Genomic DNA, 18,517 nt, shown 5'->3' with positions numbered 1-18,517 from the left:
AACCGTCAGCGAACGCCCAGCAACTGGCGTGCGCAGACCGGGTGAGGTTCGGGAAGCCTCGGTAGAGTACTTCAATGGCACTGCTCGACACCATCCGCTCACCCCGCGACCTCGACCAGCTCACCGAGTCTCAGATGCTCGAGCTTGCGGAGGAGATCCGCCGATTCCTCGTGGCAGAGGTCTCGAAGACGGGTGGTCACCTCGGCCCGAACCTCGGCGTCGTTGAGCTCACGCTTGGAATCCACCGCGTCTTCGAGTCGCCGCGCGACGCGATCGTGTGGGATACCGGGCACCAGTCGTACGTGCACAAGCTCCTCACGGGCCGGCAAGACTTCTCGCTGCTGCGCCAGAAGGGTGGCCTCGCGGGCTACCCCCAGCGGTCGGAGAGTGAGCACGACATCGTTGAGAGCTCGCACGCGTCGAGCTCGCTGAGCTGGGCTGATGGCATTTCTCGCGCCTTCGAGATGACGGGTCAGAACGACCGCCACGTCATCGCTGTCGTCGGTGACGGCGCACTCACGGGCGGCATGACGTGGGAGGCCCTCAACAACATCAGCGACGACAACAGCCGCAACCTCGTCATCGTCGTGAACGACAACGGTCGCTCCTACGCGCCGACGATTGGCGGCATGGCGCGCTTCCTGTCTACGGTGCGCACCCGGCGCTCGTATTACCAGTTCCGCCGCGGAACCGAGCGGGCCTTTGGCTACTTGGGCGCTCCTGGCCGCGCGGTCTACCGCGGTGTGCGCGGGGGCCTGCACGGCTTCCTCTCGCGATTCACGAACAATGAGGCCCTGTACTCGAATCTTGACATCAAGTACATCGGCCCCATCGACGGCCACGATCTGAAAGACGTCGAGCGTGCTCTGCGACAGGCCAAGGAGTACAGCGCTCCGGTGATCGTGCACGCCATCACGCAGAAGGGCAAAGGCTACGAACCCGCCCTCGCCGACGTCGCCGACCAGTTCCACGCCGTCGGGCAGATCGACCCCGAGACGGGGGAGTCGGTCGAGCAGGCGAGCCGACCCTCGTGGACTTCGGTCTTCGCTGACGAGATCGTCGCTCTCGCTGACAAAGATCGCCGCATCGTCGGCATCACGGCGGCGATGCTGCGGCCTACGGGGCTGCACAAGCTCGCCGAGAAGCACCCCGACCGCATTATCGACGTCGGCATCGCCGAGCAGCATGCGGTGACGTCGGCTGCCGGACTCGCCTTCGGCGGCATGCACCCGGTGGTGGCGGTCTATGCGACGTTCATCAATCGAGCCTTCGACCAGGTGCTCATGGATGTCGCCCTGCACAAAGCAGGGGTGACCTTTGTTCTCGACCGTGCAGGAGTCACCGGCCCCGATGGTGCCAGCCATCATGGCATGTGGGATCTCTCCATTCTGCAGGTCGTGCCGAACATCCGTCTCGCTGCGCCGCGCGACGCGACGCGCCTGCGCGAAGAGCTCGGCGAGGCCGTGGCCGTTGACGACGCCCCGACCGTCGTGCGCTTCTCGAAGGGGTCGGTCGGCACAGAGTATGACGCCGTGCGCCGCACCGACGACGGGGTCGATGTGCTGCGCGAGGCGCCTCACAAAGACGTGCTCATCGTCACCGTCGGCCCCATGGCCAAGATCGGGCTCGAGGTCGCCGAGCGTCTCGCTGCGCAGGGCATCGGTGCGACCGTCGTCGACCCGCGCTGGGTGGTTCCCGTGCCGCAGAGCGTGATCGAGCTCGCGCGTGATCACCGCATTCTCGTCAGCATCGAAGACGGCGTGCGCGTGGGCGGCATCGGTACGCGCATTCGTCAAGATCTGCGGGCGGCGGGCGTCGACACGGCCGTGGACGAGCTGGGTCTTCCGGATGAGTTTCTCGAGCACGCCACGCGCGACGAAATCATGGAGCGCGTCGGCCTCACGTCGCAGGCGATCGCCCGCGACCTCGTCGCTCAGGTGCTCGGCACGCGCATTCCCGTGGCGCGGCCGCTGCCCGACGAGCTCGGCGCGACCGTCGATCAGGACGAGCGCACGCGGTAGCGCAGCTCGACCGCACCAGCCGAGCCAATCGGCTGCGCCGATTCGAGGTGCCATCGGATGCTCGCGAGAGTGTGCGGCAGCACGCGCGTACCGGCGCCGAGAGTGATCGGCATCACGGTGAGATGCAGTCGGTCGAGCAGCCCGGCGTCGGCGAGCGATGCCGCGGTGGACCCGCCACCGACGACCCAGACGTCGTGCCCGCCGGCTGCCGCGCGCGCATCATCGACTGCTGCGCGCATGTCGTCGACCACGGTGATGTCGGCATCGGCGGCGCCGTCGATGGGAGGCAGTTCTCCGCTCGAGAGCACCCAGCACGGGGTGCCGGTGTACGCCCAGGCCTCGCCCTGAGCTGCGAGCCAGCGGTACGTGCCCGCGCCCATGAGCACTGCACCGATGCCAGCGAGAAACGTGTCGTACTGCTGCTGAAAGTCCTCGAACCCGAACGCGAGCAGCCACTCAAGGGCGGCGTCGCGGTCGGCGATGAAGCCGTCGAGGCTCTGGGCGACGTAGTAGACAGTCGAACCGCTCATGCCGCCAGGCTAGCGGCGGCCTCCGACCGGGGAGGCCGCCACTGAACCTCAGCGGATGCCGCGGATGCGGGGGTCGTGGAACGTTCCGCCGAAGACGCGCTCGGAGGCCCCGACACGGTCGAGGAACGGCGTGACGCCGCCCATCTGGAACGGCCAGCCCGCGCCGAGGATCATGCACAGGTCGATGTCTTCCGCGGCCTCGACGACACCTCCGTCGAGCATGCGGTGAATCTCGTCGGCGAGCCCGTCTTCGAGTCGCGCAGTCAGCTGCTCAACCGTGTACGGCGTCGCGTCTGTCGGGCGGTGCTTCTCGACGATCGCGATGGCTTTCTTGTCGATTCCCTTCGACTGACCCTTGCTGTCTTTTTCGAGCAGCACGTTCGCCTCGGCGAGCTCGTGCAGGGCCTTTGACTCGAAGAACCGGTCAGGGAACGCAGCGTGGTGCGTATCGAGCACGTGCGCGCCGACCTTGAGACCGACGAGATCAAGCAGCACGAACGGATCCATCGGCAGCCCAAAGTGGCGCTGCGCTTCGACGACGGTCTCGAACGGCGTGCCAATCTCGACCGCGTGCATGGCCTCGCCGAGCACCTTGGCGAGAATGCGGTTGACGACGAAGCCGGGTGTGTCGGCGGTGATGACCGCGTTCTTGCGCAGCGCCTGCGCCGTTGCCATCGCGGTCGCGAGCGTCGCCTCGTCGGTGGCCGGGGTGTTGACGACCTCGACGAGCGGCATGACCGCGACCGGGTTGAAGAAGTGAAAGCCGACCACGCGCTCAGGGTGCTTCAGCTTCGCGCCGATCTGCTCGACCGAGAGCGACGAGGTGTTGGTCGCGAGCACGGCCTCGGGGGAGATGTGCTGCTCAATCTCGGCGAAGACGTCTTGCTTGATCGAGAGCTCTTCGAACACTGCCTCGATGACCCAGTCGCAGTCGGCGAAGTCGGCCTTGTCGGTCGTGCCCGTCAGCAGTGCGTTGAGACGGTTCGCCTCATCGGAGTCGATGCGGCCCTTCTTCTCGAGCTCGGCGATCTCGCCGCGAATGTAGTCGAGGCCCTTGTCGACTCGCGCCTGGTCGAGGTCGGTGATGATCACCGGCACCTGCAGGCGACGCAGGAAGAGCAGGGCGAACTGACTGGCCATGAGCCCGGCACCGAGCACGCCCACCTTCGTCACCTTTTTTGCGAGCGCCTTGTCGGGTGCGCCTGCGGGGCGCTTGGCACGCTTCTGCACGAGATTGAAGGCGTAGATGGATGCTCGGAACTGGTCGCCCGCGACGAGGTCGGCCAGAGCCTTGTCTTCGGCCGCAAAGCCCTCTGCCTTGGTCGAGCTCTTCGCGGCAGCGAGCAGCTCGAGTGCGGCGTAGGGCGACTTCGCGACCTTTCCGAGGCGCTTCTCGAGGGTCTTGCGGGCGATGCCGATGGCGACATCCCACTTGACCGCGCGCTCGATCTTGCCGGGTTCGTTCGGGCGCTTGACCTTCACGCTGCCGGCGAGCACATCATCGGCCCAGCGGATCGAGTCTTCGAGGAAGTTCGCCGGCGATAGCAGCACGTCAGCCATGCCGAGCTCGAACGCTTCGGCGGGCTTGAGCATGCGGTTGTTCTTCAACGGGTTCTCGACGACGACCTTGAGCGCGTTCTCGATGCCGATGAGGTTGGGCAGCAGCCACGCGCCGCCCCAGCCGGGAATGATGCCGAGAAAGACTTCGGGCAGCGCGAGCGCCGCAGCACTTGAGTCGAGTGTGCGGTAATCGCAGTTGAGCGCCACCTCGACGCCGCCTCCGAGGGCGAGGCCGTTGATGAAGCAGAATGACGGTACGCCGAGCTCTCCGAGCTTGCCGAGCGCGTAGTGGCCCATCTGCGCCATCTGCAGGCCCGCCTCGTAGCTGGGGATGTCGCCGACCTTCGAGAGGTCGGCGCCTGCGGCGAGGATGAACGGCTTGCCGGTGATCGCGAGGGCGCGGATCTCTCCGGCCGCCGCCCGCGCTTTCTGTGTATCGAGCAGCTCGGCCAACTCCATGAGACCCGCGGGGCCCAGAGTGCTCGGCCTCGTGTGATCACGGCCGTTGTCGAGAGTGACGAGGGCGAGCATCCCGCCGCTCGGCAACGGCACGTCGCGCACGTAGCTGTGCGTGACGACCTCGTCATCGCTCAGAGCGCGAAGCTCGTCGAACTGGTCGGGGGAGTATTGTGCGATCGCGCTGGTCGCCACGGTCATGCCTTCTTTCCGGTGTAGTGCGGGTTCTCCCAGATGACGCTGCCGCCTTGGCCGAGGCCCACGCACATCGCGGTGAGGCCGTAGCGCACGTCAGGACGCTCTTCGAACTGGCGGGCGAGCTGGATCATGAGGCGCACGCCCGAGCTCGCGAGCGGGTGGCCGAGCGCGATCGCGCCGCCCCAGGGGTTGACGCGGGGGTCGTCGTCGTCGATGCCGAAGTGGTCGAGCAGGCTGAGTACCTGCACGGCGAAGGCCTCGTTGAGCTCGAAAGCGCCGATGTCGTCGATCGTGAGGCCAGCCTTCTTCAGAGCCTTCTCGGTCGAGGGAATCGGCCCGATGCCCATGACCTCGGGCGCGACGCCCGCGTAGGCGAAGCTCACGAGACGCATCTTGGTGGTCAGGCCGAGCTCTTTAGCCGCATCGGCGCTCGCGAGCAGGCTCACGGTCGCGCCGTCGGTGAGGGGCGAGGCGTTGCCGGCGGTGACCCGGCCGTGCGGACGGAACGGGGTCTTGAGACCGGCCAGGCCCTCCATCGTTGTCTCGGGACGCAAGCCCTCGTCGGTCGTGGCCAGGCCGAAGCCGGCCTCGCTACGCAGGGCGACGGGCACCAGATCAGGCTGAATCTTGCCCGCTTCGTAGGCTGCGGCGACCTTCTGCTGACTGCGCATGCCGAAGCGGTCGGCGCGCTCTTTGGTCAGGGCCGGAAACCGGTCGTGCAGGCGCTCGGCCGTGAGGCCCATGTTGAGGGCGTCACCGCTCACGAGCTTCTCGGCGAGGAACCGCGGGTTCGGGTCGGCGCCGAAGCCCATCGGGTGACGACCCATGTGCTCGACGCCGCCCGCGATCGCGACGTCGTAGGCACCGAAGGCGATGCCGCCAGCGGTCGTCGTGACCGAGGTCATGGCGCCGGCGCACATGCGGTCGATGGCGTAGCCCGGCACGCTGAGGGGCAGGCCTGCGAGAATCGCGGCAGTGCGGCCGAGCGTCAGACCCTGGTCGCCGACCTGAGTCGTCGCCGCGATCGCGACATCGTCAACGCGCTCTTTCGGCAGCGAAGGGTTGCGCTCGAGCAGGCCGATCATGGCCTTCACGATGAGGTCATCGGCACGCGTGTTGAAATACATGCCCTTCTCACCCGCTCGGCCAAAGGGGGTGCGAACCCCGTCTACGAATACGACGTCGGCTCGTTCAGCCACGATGGTGCCTCCTAGCAGTTAATGGGACTGCGGCCCAGCCTAGGGAGGCGGGCGTGGAGGCGGCGGGTTGCCTGCGCCTTCCTACGAAGCGGGCTCCACGGGCCCCTCTGCAGGCTGGAGGGCATCGACAAAGGCAGCGGCAATAACCTGTGCGGTTGCGTCAATCTGCCACGGTCGTGCGCCGAGCTCGGCCAGCATGCCGCGCACACTCTGCTCGTCGATCTCGAGCGGAGGCGACCATGCGATGCGTCGCACGTGCTCGGGCGTCAGCAGGTTCTCGAGCGGCAGCTCGAACTGCTCGGCGACGGTCTGCAGTCGAGGCTTGAGCTCGCGAATGCGCCGGTCGGCTTCAGGATTGCGATCGGGCCACGAACGAGGGGGTGGGATGCTCTCTTCGCCGCTGCGGAACGCTGGCAGGTCATCGGTCGCGAGCCCTCTCTCGATCGCCGCCCACCATCGATCGAGCTGCGAGCGGCTCGCGCGGCCGCTGAAGGTCTTGAGTGCCGCGAGGTCGCGCTTCGACGCGAGTGTGCTGCGGGCTGCCACGATGAGGGATGAATCGGGCAGTAGCCGCCCCGGTGAGGTGTCGACCTCGCGGGCGTAGTCGTCTCGTGCCCGCCAGAGCTCACGCGCAACGGCGAGAGCGCGCTGGCCGCGCACCGTGTGCAGGCCCGAGAGCCGACGCCACGGCTCAGCGCGCGGCTCAGGAGCGTCGCGCGCGAGCACCGCGTCGAACTCCTGCTGAGCGAGCTCGGACTTGCCGGCCGCGTCGAGTCGGGCAGCGATCTCGTCGCGCACATCGAGCAGCAGCTCGACGTCGAGAGCGGCGTAGACGAGCCAGGCGGCGGGCAGGGGTCGTGTCGACCAGTCGGCGGCCGAGTGCTCTTTCGCGAGATGCAGCCCGAGAGTCTCTTCGACCACGGCGCCGAGCCCCACGCGGGCCAGGCCAGCGAGACGCGCGCCGAGCTCAGTGTCGAACAGCGAGCCCGGCTCGAGCTCGAGTTCGCGCAGGCACGCTAGGTCTTGGCTCGCGGCGTGCAGCACCCACTCGAGGCCGCCGATCGCCTGCTGCAGCTCGATGAACGAGCCCACCGCCGGCGGGTCGAACAAGAACGTGCCCGCTCCGCGTCGGTAGACCTGAATGAGGTAGGCCCGCTGCGAGTACCGGAAGCCGCTCGCCCGTTCGGCATCCACCGCGACGGGGCCCTCGCCAGCAGCGATGCGGGCGACGGCGTCGAGATAGGCCGCTCGGGTGTCGATGACGACGGGGGTCTCGGCGAGGCGAGCGACCGGCAGCTCGGGCGCGGTCTCGGTGTCGCCGGGGGCGGCCTTGTCGGGGGCGGATTCAGGCACGCGGGCTCCGTCGAGTCGGCAGCACCGCCACTCCGTCGGTGGCCGGGGGATACCCGGCGACCATGCAGAGCAGTTCGGCCCAACCCTCGATGTGGGGGGCGAGGTCGAGGTCGAGCGGGGTCCACGACGCGCGCAGCTCGATCTGCGCGCCGCTGCCCTGCGCGGCGAGCTCGCCGTAACCGGTCGAGAGCACCTTGGTGGCCGTGCCGCTCGCGGCCGTGTACCGGGCGCCCCGAGCGGCCAGGGCATCGACGAGCCACGACCAGGCCACGTCAGAGACGAAGGGATCGAGGCCGATCTCGGTTTCGAGCGGCGCCTGGGCGAAGCAGATGACGCGCACGACGCCGCCCCAGCCTTCGGGCGCGTCGGGGTCGTACAGCACGACGACGCGGCCCGTACCGAGGTCGGAGTCGTCGGCGTGACGCGCAGGGTTGACATCGGCGGCGAGCGCGTGGGCGAAGGGCGCGAGGCCCGTTGGTGCGGGAATCGTCGTGACCTGCAGCTCATCGCGCAGCACGGCACGCTCGATCGAGGCGACCAGTGCGTCGAACACGGCCTGGGGCGTCAGCGATGTCGTTGCGGCGGGGGACACGTCTGCAGACTAGGCGCAGTTGCTAGATTCGGCTCGTGAGACTCGCCGCTCGTCCCTCGCCGCACCCGCGGAGGCCCGTGTGACGGCGAGGCGCCTACCGATCTCGACGGTGCTCACGATGCTGGCCGTCGGAGCCCTGGCGACTGGTCTCGGAGCCGCGGCGGTCGCGGTGCGCGTGGCGCGCAACGTCGTCACTCCGCCGACCCGGCGGCGGTATGACATCGAGGTGCTGTCGGTCGACGAGCCGGCGGGCGAGATCGTGCTCAGCCGCACCCTCGACACTCTCGCGCCGGGTCGGTACTCGATGTGGTTCGACCGTGATCGCGGCCACGCTCGCATCGGAGAGATCATTCGGCACGACGCACAGTCGGTCACGCGGCAGCTTCACTCGGTGCAGCGCGGTGACCTCTCGCGAGCATCTCGCGCGCGATGGGCCGGCTGGTGGTACCTGACGCCCGCCGATCTGGCCGTGCCGTTCAGCGACGTCGGCATCCGCACCCCGATCGGGGTCGCCCCCGCGTGGCGCATCGACGGCACAGGGTCGGGCGCCGACTGGGTCATCCAGGTGCACGGGCGTGCGGTCACGCGAGCCGAGGGGCTGCGCGCGGTGAACGCCTTCACAGAGGCCGGCTACGGCTCGCTGCTCATCAGCTACCGCAATGACGGGGATGCTCCGGCCAGCATCGACGGACGCTATGCGCTCGGCGACGACGAGTGGCGCGACGTCGAGGCGGCTATCGCCTATGCCCTCGACGAGGGGGCGACCCGCATCGTGCTCATGGGCTGGTCGATGGGCGGTGCCACGGTGCTGCAGTGCATCACGCGCTCGCAGCTCGCCGAGCATGTCGTCGGCGTCGTGCTCGAGTCGCCCGTCGTCGACTGGGTGCGGGTGCTGAGGTTTCAAGCCGCCGCGTCGGGCCTCCCCGCGGTCGTGCGCGACGCGGCGATGGCGATGCTCTCGTCCCACAGCGCCTCGCAGTGGGTGGGCCTCGACGAGCCGATCGATTTCGATCGCCTCGACATTGTGGCGCGGGCCGCCGAGTTGACCATTCCGATGCTCGTGCTGCACAGCGTCGACGACGGCTTCGTGCCGAGCGACGGCAGTCTTGCGCTCGCAGCCGCTCGCCCCGACGTGGTGCGCCTTGAGCACTTTGCCATCGCTCGGCACACCAAGCTCTGGAACTACGACGCGCCCCGCTGGGAGCGCGCGATCGGCACCTGGCTCGCCGAGCTCGGCGACCGTCAGCCCTGAGCGCCGCGCGGAAGCGCCCATCGGCCGAACTGCGCCCCTGAGTCGTCGACGAGCAGCGAGAGCGGTCGTGCGTCGTGGATGCGGGTCGGCGCCGACGTCAGCAGCGGTAGAGCCGGGCCGCCGAGGCGCGGCATGACGGTCAGGCACAGCTCGTCGACGAGGTCTGCCTCGAGCAGCTGAGCGGCGAGCCGCGGACCGCCCTCGGCGACGATGCGCCCGAAGCCCGCTCGACGCAGGGTCGTGATCACCTCGACGGGCTCGAGTCGCTCGTCGCCGTCGAGCACGAGGCGCTGCGCCGCCGGCAGGGTCTCGGCCGCCCGCCGCGCGCCGCTCTCGGTCGTCAGCACGAGCAGCGGGTGACCGCCCGCAGGAGCGTCGAGCCGGTGCCCCCGCAGGTCGCCCGAGGCGGTCACGATGGCCAGGGCGGCGCGCTTCGGGCGCAGGTAGCCCTCGCGCCGCGCCGACTCGGCGCCCACGAGCACGAGGTCGCTCAGCTCGCGGATCACGCCGAGAATGGTGCGGTCGACGCGCGACGTGAGCGACTCCGAGGTGCCGTCACTGCCGGCCGCGCGACCGTCGAGCGTGGTCACGAGGTTGAGCCGCAGGAGCTCGGGGGCGCGCGGGTCGTACGCATCGAGCAGGGTCGTGCGGGCATCCGTCGCGTCGAGATCGATGGCGCCGCCGTCGGCCGGAACGATGCGCCGCAGCGTGCCGTGCAGCATCAGACGGCCGCCTTGGCGCTCACTTGCCGCTTGATGCGCCACAGCATGCCCGACATGCCCCGCAGACGCAGCGGGCTGACAGCGGCGGTCAGGCCGAGTTGCAGCGGAAAGTCGTCGGGAATCGCGAGCACGACGTCGGCGGGCAGACCGGAGATGCCCTGTACGAGAATCGATGCGAAACCGCGGGTGGTCGGTGCCTCTGCAGGTGCGGTCGCGTGCACCTGAACATCACCATCGACGACATCGACAAAGAGGTACACGGGCGATTGGCATTCTTCGACCCGTTCGAGCAGTTCTGGATGCTCGGCATAGCGCTCGGGTAGCGCAGGCAGCTCGTTCGAGAACTCGAGCAGCAGCTGCAGCCGCTCTTTCTCGGTGAACGAGAGAAAGTCGTCGCGAATCTCGGCGAGGGGGCCGGGCAGGTCGGTCACGCGCCCAGGCTATCGGCCGGGTGCCGTGCCAGGCTCGGTGCCGACGGCAATCGGCACACGCACGGCGCTGCCCCACTCGGTCCACGACCCGTCGTAGTTGCGCACGCGCGGAATGCCGAGCAGGTGGGTGAGAACGAACCACGTGTGGCTCGAGCGCTCGCCGATGCGGCAGTAGGTGATCACGTCATCGGCGTCACCGAGCCCGGCTCCGTCGCGGTAGACCGTCGCGAGCTCGGCCGCGGTGCGAAAGGTGCCGTCGTCGTTCGCGGCGCGCGACCACGGCACGCTCGCGGCGGTCGGAATGTGGCCGCCGCGCAGCGCGCCTTCTTCGGGGTAGGCAGGCATGTGGGTGCGCTCGCCGCTGTACTCCTCGGGCGAGCGCACGTCGATCAGGGGATTGCCGAAGTGCGTGAGTACATCGTCTTTGAAAGCTCGTACCGCTGCGTCGTCGCGTTCGACGACGGGGTAGTCGGTGGGGGCGGGCTGAGCGGTCTCAGTCGTGAGCGAGCGCTCGTCGGAGACCCAGCGGTCGCGCCCGCCGTCGAGCAGCCGCACGTCGTGGTGGCCGAATAGCGTCAGAACCCACAGGGCGTAGGCCGCCCACCAGTTGCTCTTGTCGCCGTAGATGACGACCGTCGAATCACGGGCGATGCCCTTGGCGCTCATGAGCCGGGCGAACTGCTCGCCGTCGATGTAGTCGCGCATGACGGGGTCATTGAGCTCGGTGTGCCAGTCGAGCTTGACGGCGCCCGGAATGTGGCCCGTCTCGTAGAGCAGCACGTCTTCATCGCATTCGACGACGACAAGTCCGGATGTGTTGAGGTGAGCCTCGAGCCAGGCGGCCGACACCAGGCGCTCAGGGTGCGCGTACTGCTGAAACTTCTCGGCGGGGTCGAATGCGACGGTCATAAGGGCCTCTCTTCACAGCGGTAAACTGAACATCACCGCCCACCGATGAATCTACGCACTCCGGCTGGGCGTCGACCTATTGATGACGGAGTGCGACAACCTCGAGGGCACACAATGACGGGCGAACCCACGCGAACAGTGGCACGCCTGGTCGACCGGCAGCCCGGCATGACGGCGGCAGAGCTCGTCGGCCACCTGGTGCCGCCGCCGCAGTTCGCCCACGCGAGTCTCGAGAACTACGAGCCCGATGAGCGCTACCCCTCGCAGGCTCAGGCGGTCGAGGCGATGCGCACCTTCTCGGGCGACACGGTGTCGGCCTCGCGCGGCTTCTTCTCGCGCAAACCTGCGGCACCTGTGGCCAAGCCGGGTGTCTATCTTGACGGTGGTTTCGGCGTGGGAAAGACCCACCTGCTGGCCGCGCTGTGGCACCGCACGCGCGGTCGCAAGTACTTCGGCACCTTCATCGAGTACACCGCGATCGTCGGGGCACTCGGCTATCGCGAGGCTGTGGCGCACTTTCGAGGCGCCGCCCTCATCGCGATCGACGAGTTCGAGCTCGACGACCCGGGCGACACGATGGTGATGTCGCGGCTGCTGGGCGAACTCGTGGCGAGCGGATCGCGCATCGCGGCGACCTCGAACACACCCCCGCACGCGCTCGGCGAAGGCCGATTCGCAGCCATCGACTTCTTGCGCGAGATCAACGCGCTCGCCGACCGCTTCACGACCGTGCGCATCGATGGTGAGGACTACCGCAAGCGCGACATCGAGGGCCACGCCGTGTCGCTCAGTGACGAGGCATTCGATGCGCGCATCGTCGCCGAAGGCGACGGTGTCACGGTCGACGGCTTCCGCGATGTGTTGCGCCACCTCTCGACGGTGCACCCCAGCCGCTACATCGGCCTCATCGACGGAGTTACCGCCGTCGGCGTCCGTGATGTCGAGGTGCTGCACAACCAGACCGACGCGCTGAGGCTCGTCGCCTTCGTCGACCGGCTGTATGACGCACAGGTGCGCATCCATGCCACGGGGGTTCCTCTCGATCAGGTGTTCTCTGACGAGATGCTCGCGGGGGGCTACCGCAAAAAGTACCTGCGAGCGACGTCGCGCATGATCGCTCTCACGTCGGCGGCGCACGAGCACGCCGCTCGCTGACACCCGTGTAGATCGCGGTAGCGCTGGGTGCGGGCTGTGCGCCGCGACCGGTGACACCCAGTACCCTGGAAGCTGGTGTGCCGGGAAGCCTGGTCGGCGTAGTGGAGCGCGTTCGACGCGCTGCACGTCACCGTCGATACGGCGGTGCGACCGACGTTGCCCCCTCGTGAGGAGACCATGACCCCCGCACGCCCCTGCAAGACCCCAGCGTCGTGATGCTCACGGCGCTGCTGGTCGCGACACTCGCGGTCGTCGTCATCACGATGGTCGCCACCGTGGTGATCGGCCGCAATGCGGGATGGATCGCTGCGGCCGGGCTCGCGGTGCTCGCCACGCTCGTCGGCTTACGCCTACCTGAACTGCTCGACGGCCCGGGCGTGGTGCGCGAGGTCGTGCCGTGGATGCCGACGCTCGACGTCGCCCTGCGGTTGCGGCTCGACGGGCTCGCCGCGCTTTTCTTGCTCATCGTGCTGGGCATCGGCGCCCTCGTCATGGCCTACTCGGCCCGCTATCTCTCCGACATGACGGTGCACCGGCACACCGGCTACTTCGCCTGGATGCTGCTGTTCGCGTTCTCGATGACCGGGCTCGTGCTCGCCGACGATCTCGTGCTGCTCTTCGTGTTCTGGGAGCTCACGACGCTCTGCTCGTTCTTCCTCATCAACCGGTCGGGCCGTCGGGCGAGCGCTCCCGCCGTGCGCACCCTTCTCGTTACCGCGATGGGCGGACTGGCACTGCTGTTCGCGGTCGTGCTCATCGTCGCGCGCACCGGCACGACCGTGGTGAGCGACGCCCTGCAGAGCGATGCGTGGCAGACCGACAGCGGCTTCACGGCCGCCGTCGCCGTGCTGATCGCGCTCGCCGCGATGACCAAGTCGGCGCAGTTCCCTTTCCACATGTGGCTTCCCGATGCGATGGTGGCGCCGACCCCGGTGAGTGCCTACCTACACGCCGCCGCGATGGTGAAGGCCGGCATCTACTTGCTCATGCTGTTCTCACCTGCCCTCGCTGCGACGGTCGTCTGGCAGTCGATCCTCGTGACGAGCGGCCTCATCACCGCCATCATGGGGGCGGTCTTCGCGCTTCGACGCTTCGATCTGAAAGAGATCATGGCGTACTCCACGGTGAGCCAGCTCGGCTTCATCGTGGCGCTCATCGGCATCGGCACCCCGTCGGCGCTCGCGACAGCCGCGCTGTACACGCTCGCTCACGCTCTCTTCAAGTCGGCTTTGTTCATGGTCGTCGGCATCGTCGATCAGCGCGCGGGCAGCCGCGACATTAGGCTGCTGCGCGGCTTGCGGCGAACCATGCCGGTGACGTTCGTGGTCACGGTGCTCGCCGGGCTCTCGATGGCCGGCGTCTTTCCGCTGCTCGGCTTCATCTCCAAGGAGTACCTGCTCGGTCAGATGATCGAGCCCGGCGGTCCAGCGTGGCTGGGCATCCTCTTGGCGGCCACCGCCGTCATCGGAGCCACGGCCACCTTCGCCTATACCGGCCGCATCCTGCTCGGCGGATTCACCGACTATCGCGGAAGCGAGCGCGTCGACGACGACCTCGATACTCACCGAATGCCGCAGTACGTCTCCGAGGCCGGTCCGGGAATTATCGTGCCGGCACTGCTACCCGCGCTGCTCGGCCTCGTGCTCGGCCCCGCCGTGGTCTGGCTGCACCCGCTGATCGGCGCTGCAGGCGGTGCCGCGGCGGGCATCTCCTACAGCGCCACGTTCGCGCTGTTCGGCGGGCTCACCGTCGAGCTCGCGCTCTCGATCACGATCATCGCGCTCGGCCTCGTCACCATCAGCCGCCGTCGCGCGCTCGACCGCCTCTTCGAACGGCGCATCCTGCCCTTCACGGCGATCGATGTCGTCGAGCGCATCCGCACCGGCTTGATCTCTCTCGGCTCGCGTGTCGGAGATCTGACCCGCACCGACGCGCAGCCGGTCCACCTCGCGACGCCGTGGGCGCTTCTCGGCGTCGTTGCGCTGGCGGCGATCGCCATCGCGCCCGCTCTCGGAGAGATCGTCGAGCCGGGCGAGCCATGGACCGACGCTCTGCTGCTCGCCCTGCTGCTCGCCACCGTCGTGCCCGCCGTCATCACGCGATCGAGGTTGACCGCCCTCATCCTTGTCGGTGGCGCCGGCTTCGTCGTGGCTCTCTGGTTCTTCGCGCTCGGAGCGATTGACGTCGGCCTCACCCAGCTGCTCGTCGAGCTGCTCACCGTGGTCGCGCTCGTGCTCATATTGCGCCGTCTGCCCGCCGTCTTCCATCGCGTCACGCGGTCGCGACAATTCATCACGGCCACGATCGCTCTCGCGGTCGGCGCACTAGCGACTGTCGTCACGCTCGCCTTCACGGGTCGTCGCGACATCTCGGCGGCGGGGCAGTACTTCCTCGACGAGGCCTACACCGATACCGGGGGCACAAACATCGTCAACACGATCCTCGTCGACTACCGCGCGCTCGACACCTTCGGTGAACTCACCGTGATCGCCGTAGCCGGCATCGTGCTCATGGGGGTGCTCGCCGCCCGGCCCATCCTGCCCGAACGCACTCCCGATATGCGGGCGTGGGCGGGCACTGCTCTGCTGCGCGAGGCCGACAACACTCTGCCCATCAGGGTGGTCGCGCGCTGGGCTGCGCCCGTCATCATCGTGCTCTCGATCTACCTGCTGCTGCGCGGCCACTACGAGCCGGGCGGCGGCTTCATCGCCGCGCTCGTCGGTGGTACGGGCTTCGCGCTCGCCTATCTCGGAGCATCATCCGATCGGCGGGCACCCGTGCGATGGCCCTATCGAGCGCTGCTCTCGGCCGGGGTCGTCGTCGGCGTGGTGAGCGGCATCGGCGGCTACCTTGTCGGTTCGTTCCTCAAGCCCGTGCGCATCGATATTCCGTTGCCCTGGGGCGACGAGTACGGCTTCACGAGCGCCCTGATCTTCGACCTCGGCGTCTATTTCGCCGTCGTCGCCATCATCATCGCCGTGCTCAACGAGCTCGGCGGCGTGCGCGACCGCCCCGGCGAGGTTTCTGAACGTGCCGGGTCGCGCGATCAGGAGGTGGCGCGATGAGCCTCGCTCTCGGAATCGGACTGCTCGCGGCTGCGGGCGTCTACCTCGTGCTGCAGCGCGGCATGATCCGCATCATTCTCGGCTTCGTGCTGCTGACGCACGCGGTGAACCTGCTGCTGATCGCTGCCGGGGGAGTCGCGCGTCGAGACGCTCCGTTCTTCGGCGGCGACACCTCGAGCGCCGCCGACCCGCTGCCGCAGGCCTTCGTGCTGACCGCGATCGTGATCGCGTTCGCGATCACGGTCGTCATGGCGACGCTTGCGGTGGTGGGTCGAGGCGACGATGACACCGAGCCGCCGGCTGCCGGCCACGACACAGATGCGGCGACTCAGGAGGCAGCGCCATGATCCCCGTGATCGAGGCCCTGCTGCCTCTCTTCGTCGGCGCGCCCCTTCTCGTCGGCGGCGCCTTCTTCGTCGCGCCTGCGCACCACCGGCTGCGGCAGGTGCTCGGTGCGGCATCCCTCGTCGCGCTGCTGGTCGGCGCCGTGGTGCTCGTGGTCATTACGGCAGACGGCACAGTGCTCGCCCACCAGGTCGCTCTGTGGCCCGGCGGCATTGCGATCCCGTTCGTCGCCGATGCCTTCTCGAGCCTGCTGCTGCTCGTGACCGCGATTCTCTCGACCGTGACCTTCGGGCATCTGATCACCAGTGGCGAGGCCCGCAGCCCGTCGATCGCATCATTCGTGCTCGTGCTTGCCGGTGGCGTCGCGGGTGCGCTCCTGACTGCCGACCTCTTCAACCTCTTCGTGTTCATCGAGGTCATGCTGCTGCCTTCCTACGGACTGCTGGTGATTCTCAGCCGACGCGGAGACCTAGGCGGGTCGCGGCTGTATGTCACCGTAAATCTGCTCGCGTCGACACTCTTCCTCGCGGGCGTAGGGCTTATCTACGCCGTGCAGGGCACGGTCAACCTTGCGGAACTCGCCGGTGCGGGCGACGACCCGGCCACGGCCATCGCCGCGGCCGTGTGCTTGAGCGCGATTGCGGTCAAGGCCGCGGTCTTCCCGGCGCACGGTTGGCTCGCCCGCACCTACGGCGCCGCTTCGCCCGCCGTGGCCGCCCTGTTCTCGGGCCTGCACACGAAGGTCGCCGTGTACATCATCTTTCGCATCAGCGCGGTGATCTTCGAGGGCGACCCGGCGTGGATGACGCCGATCATCATCGTCGCCACGATCACGCTGCTGGTCGGTGCGCTGACGTCTCTGGGCGAGAGCGAGATGCGCCCTCTGCTCGTCTTCCAGATGGTCAGCGGCATCGGTTTCATCCTCGTCGGTGTCGCGGTGTTCACTCCCGCCGGGCTCGCCGCGGGCGTGGTCTACATGGTTCATCACATGATCGTCATGGGCTCGCTGCTGCTCATCGCGGGCGCCATCGAGCAGACTTACGGGTCGGGGCACCTCAGCCGCGTATCGGGCCTGCGCACGCGTGAACCGCTGCTGACGGCCGTGTTCGTTGTCGGGGCACTCTCGCTCGCAGGGCTGCCGCCGTTCTCGGGCTTTGTGGCCAAGTACGCGCTCGTGCAGGCCACGGCTGAGGGTGGCCAGGTGCTCGTCGCCGGGCTTCTCATCGTCGCCAGCTTGCTCGCTCTCGTGGCGATGATGAAGATCTGGGCCGAGATGTTCAACGGCAAGCGGCACGCCGACGTCGAGCTACTCGCGGCCGAGGCGCGCATCCGTGAACGGCATGCATTGCTCGATGACCAGCCGGTCGATGCCGACGCTGTCGCGGAGGAGGCGGCCCTCGCGGTCGAGCGACATGAACCGCCGCGCGGAGCCGAGACCGCCGCAGACGACGACGACCCGCACGAGCATCGGGGCACGCGCGTGCCGGTGCGGCTCCTGGTGCCATCACTGGTGCTTGCGGCGATCTCGGTCGGGCTCGGGCTCGGAGCAGAGGGCCTGCTGCAGCTTGCCGAACAGGCCGCCGCCGGGCTCGTCGACATCAACGACTATGTGCGGGCGGTGATCGACCGATGACTACTTCGCCCTGGAGCCTCCCCGTGCGCGCGCTCGCGCTTCTCGGCTGGTTCACCAAGCAGTTCATCGTGACGAGCGTGCAGGTGAGCGCTCTGATCCTCACGCCCGGCCGCCAACCTCAGCCGGGCATCGTGCGGGTCGACCTCGACGAGATGAGCGACGCCGAGCTCACCCTGCTCATCGCGATCATCACCATCACGCCCGACACACTTGTCATCGCCGTCGACCGTCGAGCGCGCGCGATGTTCGTGCACGGGATGTTCGTCGCGGGTGACCCGGAAGCATTCCGGTCGTCACTTCTCGACACGCAGGCGCGACTCGTGCGCGGGGTGCGCTGGCGAGCCCCGGCGTCTCATGCCAGAGAGGACACGCCGTGATTCCCACAGTCGTCGCCGCCATCGTCATCGGCTTGCTGGCGATCGCCGTCGTGCTCGCGGTAGTGCGCATCGTGCGCGGACCCACCGCGGGCGATACCGCGGTCGCCGGCGACCTCATCTTCTTCGCCTTCATCGGTATCGTCGCGGTCTTTGGCCTCACTTTCTCGATCGACGCCGTCATCGACATCATCCTCATCGCGGCGATTCTCGGCTTCCTGTCGATCCTCTCGCTCGCGCGCCTGCTGCAGGGGGGCCAGCGATGACCGCCGATCTCGTCGTGACGATCAGCGGCAGCGCACTGCTCATCCTCGGTGCGTTCATCATCGCCAGCGCTGCGATCGGCCTGATCAAGCTGCCCGACCTCTATACGCGCACCAGCGCGATCGGCACGGCCGCGGGTCTCGGCGTCGCGCTCATCATCGTCGGTGTCGTCGTACTCGACTTCAGCCCCCTGAATGTGGTGAAGGGCGTGATCGCCATCGCTGCACAGTTGCTGACGAGCTCGATCGGAAGCTTCGCCCTCGCACGATCCGGCTACCTGACCGGCAGTCGTCCTGTGGCGACGACGATCCCCGACGAACTCGCCGCTTCCACTGCATCGCCGCGCGATCGTCTGATCGATGACGACGAATCCTTCGGTGACGACTCGGCGACTTCATAGCCGCACCGCACATCGCCGAAACGCGATGTTTACCTGAGGCGCGTCTGCGTAACACCGG

Annotated in this window: 17 protein-coding genes; 9 read left to right on the top strand and 8 right to left on the bottom strand. The window is 68.1% G+C overall.

All coding sequences use genetic code 11. The features are described from left to right. Positions 1–74: 74 nt before the first annotated feature. Entirely contained in the window at positions 75–2,021 is a 1,947-nt protein-coding gene (dxs, locus tag KL788_RS02850; protein WP_293168310.1) for a 1-deoxy-D-xylulose-5-phosphate synthase, read from the top strand. On the opposite strand, the gene KL788_RS02845 is transcribed toward dxs, so the two are convergent. The 5 genes from KL788_RS02845 to KL788_RS02825 form a co-directional block, all read right to left on the bottom strand. Then, entirely contained in the window at positions 2,000–2,551 is a 552-nt protein-coding gene (locus KL788_RS02845) for a dihydrofolate reductase family protein (protein ID WP_293168308.1), read from the bottom strand. The genes dxs and KL788_RS02845 overlap by 22 nt on opposite strands. Positions 2,552–2,599: 48 nt before the next feature. Beyond that, positions 2,600–4,768, bottom strand: a complete 2,169-nt coding sequence (locus tag KL788_RS02840) for a 3-hydroxyacyl-CoA dehydrogenase NAD-binding domain-containing protein (protein WP_293168306.1) — start codon at positions 4,766–4,768, stop codon at positions 2,600–2,602. Next, positions 4,765–5,964: a thiolase family protein gene (locus KL788_RS02835; RefSeq protein WP_293168304.1), complete on the bottom strand. Its 1,200-nt coding sequence runs from the start codon at positions 5,962–5,964 to the stop codon at positions 4,765–4,767. The genes KL788_RS02840 and KL788_RS02835 overlap by 4 nt, the downstream gene beginning before the upstream one ends. Positions 5,965–6,045: 81 nt before the next feature. Next, positions 6,046–7,260 carry an HRDC domain-containing protein gene (locus KL788_RS02830; protein ID WP_428846126.1) on the bottom strand — a complete coding sequence of 405 codons (1,215 nt, stop codon included), beginning with the start codon at positions 7,258–7,260 and terminating at the stop codon, positions 6,046–6,048. A gap of 49 nt (positions 7,261–7,309) precedes the next feature. Continuing rightward, complete coding sequence (locus KL788_RS02825) at positions 7,310–7,909, bottom strand: DUF3000 domain-containing protein (RefSeq protein WP_293168302.1); 600 nt, start codon at positions 7,907–7,909, stop codon at positions 7,310–7,312. A 79-nt stretch (positions 7,910–7,988) separates the two neighbouring features. On the opposite strand from KL788_RS02825, the gene KL788_RS02820 reads away from it, so the two are divergent. Beyond that, positions 7,989–9,161 carry an alpha/beta hydrolase family protein gene (locus tag KL788_RS02820; protein WP_293168300.1) on the top strand — a complete coding sequence of 391 codons (1,173 nt, stop codon included), beginning with the start codon at positions 7,989–7,991 and terminating at the stop codon, positions 9,159–9,161. Here the strand turns inward: KL788_RS02820 and KL788_RS02815 are convergent. From KL788_RS02815 to KL788_RS02805, 3 genes are read right to left on the bottom strand one after another with little or no spacing between them, the layout of a single operon-like run. Then, the gene (locus KL788_RS02815) at positions 9,152–9,883 is read right to left on the bottom strand and encodes a dihydrofolate reductase family protein (protein WP_293168298.1); all 732 of its coding nucleotides are present in this window, start codon (positions 9,881–9,883) and stop codon (positions 9,152–9,154) included. The genes KL788_RS02820 and KL788_RS02815 overlap by 10 nt on opposite strands. Beyond that, positions 9,883–10,314 carry a SufE family protein gene (locus KL788_RS02810; protein ID WP_293168296.1) on the bottom strand — a complete coding sequence of 144 codons (432 nt, stop codon included), beginning with the start codon at positions 10,312–10,314 and terminating at the stop codon, positions 9,883–9,885. The genes KL788_RS02815 and KL788_RS02810 overlap by 1 nt, the downstream gene beginning before the upstream one ends. 9 nt (positions 10,315–10,323) lie before the next feature. After that, positions 10,324–11,223, bottom strand: coding sequence for a sulfurtransferase (locus KL788_RS02805; RefSeq protein ID WP_293168294.1), 900 nt, complete (start codon positions 11,221–11,223; stop codon positions 10,324–10,326). A gap of 114 nt (positions 11,224–11,337) precedes the next feature. Between KL788_RS02805 and zapE the strand changes: the two genes are divergently transcribed. From zapE to KL788_RS02770, 7 genes are all read left to right on the top strand, one after another. Then, positions 11,338–12,378 carry a cell division protein ZapE gene (gene zapE / locus KL788_RS02800; RefSeq protein ID WP_293168292.1) on the top strand — a complete coding sequence of 347 codons (1,041 nt, stop codon included), beginning with the start codon at positions 11,338–11,340 and terminating at the stop codon, positions 12,376–12,378. 215 nt (positions 12,379–12,593) lie between these two features. Continuing rightward, positions 12,594–15,443: a hydrogen gas-evolving membrane-bound hydrogenase subunit E gene (mbhE, locus tag KL788_RS02795; protein WP_293173109.1), complete on the top strand. Its 2,850-nt coding sequence runs from the start codon at positions 12,594–12,596 to the stop codon at positions 15,441–15,443. After that, on the top strand, positions 15,440–15,790 hold the full coding sequence (locus KL788_RS02790; RefSeq protein WP_293168290.1) for a sodium:proton antiporter: 351 nt from the start codon (positions 15,440–15,442) through the stop codon (positions 15,788–15,790). Before mbhE ends, KL788_RS02790 begins: the two co-directional genes overlap by 4 nt. Beyond that, positions 15,787–17,421, top strand: coding sequence for a monovalent cation/H+ antiporter subunit D family protein (locus KL788_RS02785; RefSeq protein ID WP_293168288.1), 1,635 nt, complete (start codon positions 15,787–15,789; stop codon positions 17,419–17,421). The genes KL788_RS02790 and KL788_RS02785 overlap by 4 nt, the downstream gene beginning before the upstream one ends. After that, complete coding sequence (locus KL788_RS02780) at positions 17,418–17,798, top strand: Na+/H+ antiporter subunit E (RefSeq protein WP_293168287.1); 381 nt, start codon at positions 17,418–17,420, stop codon at positions 17,796–17,798. The genes KL788_RS02785 and KL788_RS02780 overlap by 4 nt, the downstream gene beginning before the upstream one ends. Beyond that, positions 17,795–18,061 (top strand): monovalent cation/H+ antiporter complex subunit F, encoded by a 267-nt coding sequence (locus KL788_RS02775; RefSeq protein WP_293168285.1) that lies wholly within the window; start codon positions 17,795–17,797, stop codon positions 18,059–18,061. The genes KL788_RS02780 and KL788_RS02775 overlap by 4 nt, the downstream gene beginning before the upstream one ends. After that, entirely contained in the window at positions 18,058–18,459 is a 402-nt protein-coding gene (locus KL788_RS02770; protein WP_293168283.1) for a cation:proton antiporter, read from the top strand. Before KL788_RS02775 ends, KL788_RS02770 begins: the two co-directional genes overlap by 4 nt. Positions 18,460–18,517: the final 58 nt, after the last annotated feature.

This window comes from Microcella sp., from assembly GCF_019739195.1.
Taxonomy (GTDB): domain Bacteria; phylum Actinomycetota; class Actinomycetes; order Actinomycetales; family Microbacteriaceae; genus Microcella.
The sequence above is the reverse complement of the archived record's forward strand: the minus strand, read 5'-3'. Positions and strand labels throughout refer to the sequence as shown.

Excerpts from the sequence above, each read along its gene's own strand:
- dxs (WP_293168310.1), top strand. The coding sequence starts at position 75 with ATGGCACTGCTCGACACCATCCGCTCACCCCGCGACCTCGACCAGCTC.
- KL788_RS02845 (WP_293168308.1), bottom strand. The coding sequence starts at position 2,551 with ATGAGCGGTTCGACTGTCTACTACGTCGCCCAGAGCCTCGACGGCTTC.
- KL788_RS02840 (WP_293168306.1), bottom strand. The coding sequence starts at position 4,768 with ATGACCGTGGCGACCAGCGCGATCGCACAATACTCCCCCGACCAGTTC.
- KL788_RS02815 (WP_293168298.1), bottom strand. The coding sequence starts at position 9,883 with ATGCTGCACGGCACGCTGCGGCGCATCGTTCCGGCCGACGGCGGCGCC.
- KL788_RS02805 (WP_293168294.1), bottom strand. The coding sequence starts at position 11,223 with ATGACCGTCGCATTCGACCCCGCCGAGAAGTTTCAGCAGTACGCGCAC.
- zapE (WP_293168292.1), top strand. The coding sequence starts at position 11,338 with ATGACGGGCGAACCCACGCGAACAGTGGCACGCCTGGTCGACCGGCAG.
- mbhE (WP_293173109.1), top strand. The coding sequence starts at position 12,594 with ATGCTCACGGCGCTGCTGGTCGCGACACTCGCGGTCGTCGTCATCACG.
- KL788_RS02790 (WP_293168290.1), top strand. The coding sequence starts at position 15,440 with ATGAGCCTCGCTCTCGGAATCGGACTGCTCGCGGCTGCGGGCGTCTAC.
- KL788_RS02785 (WP_293168288.1), top strand. The coding sequence starts at position 15,787 with ATGATCCCCGTGATCGAGGCCCTGCTGCCTCTCTTCGTCGGCGCGCCC.
- KL788_RS02780 (WP_293168287.1), top strand. The coding sequence starts at position 17,418 with ATGACTACTTCGCCCTGGAGCCTCCCCGTGCGCGCGCTCGCGCTTCTC.
- KL788_RS02770 (WP_293168283.1), top strand. The coding sequence starts at position 18,058 with ATGACCGCCGATCTCGTCGTGACGATCAGCGGCAGCGCACTGCTCATC.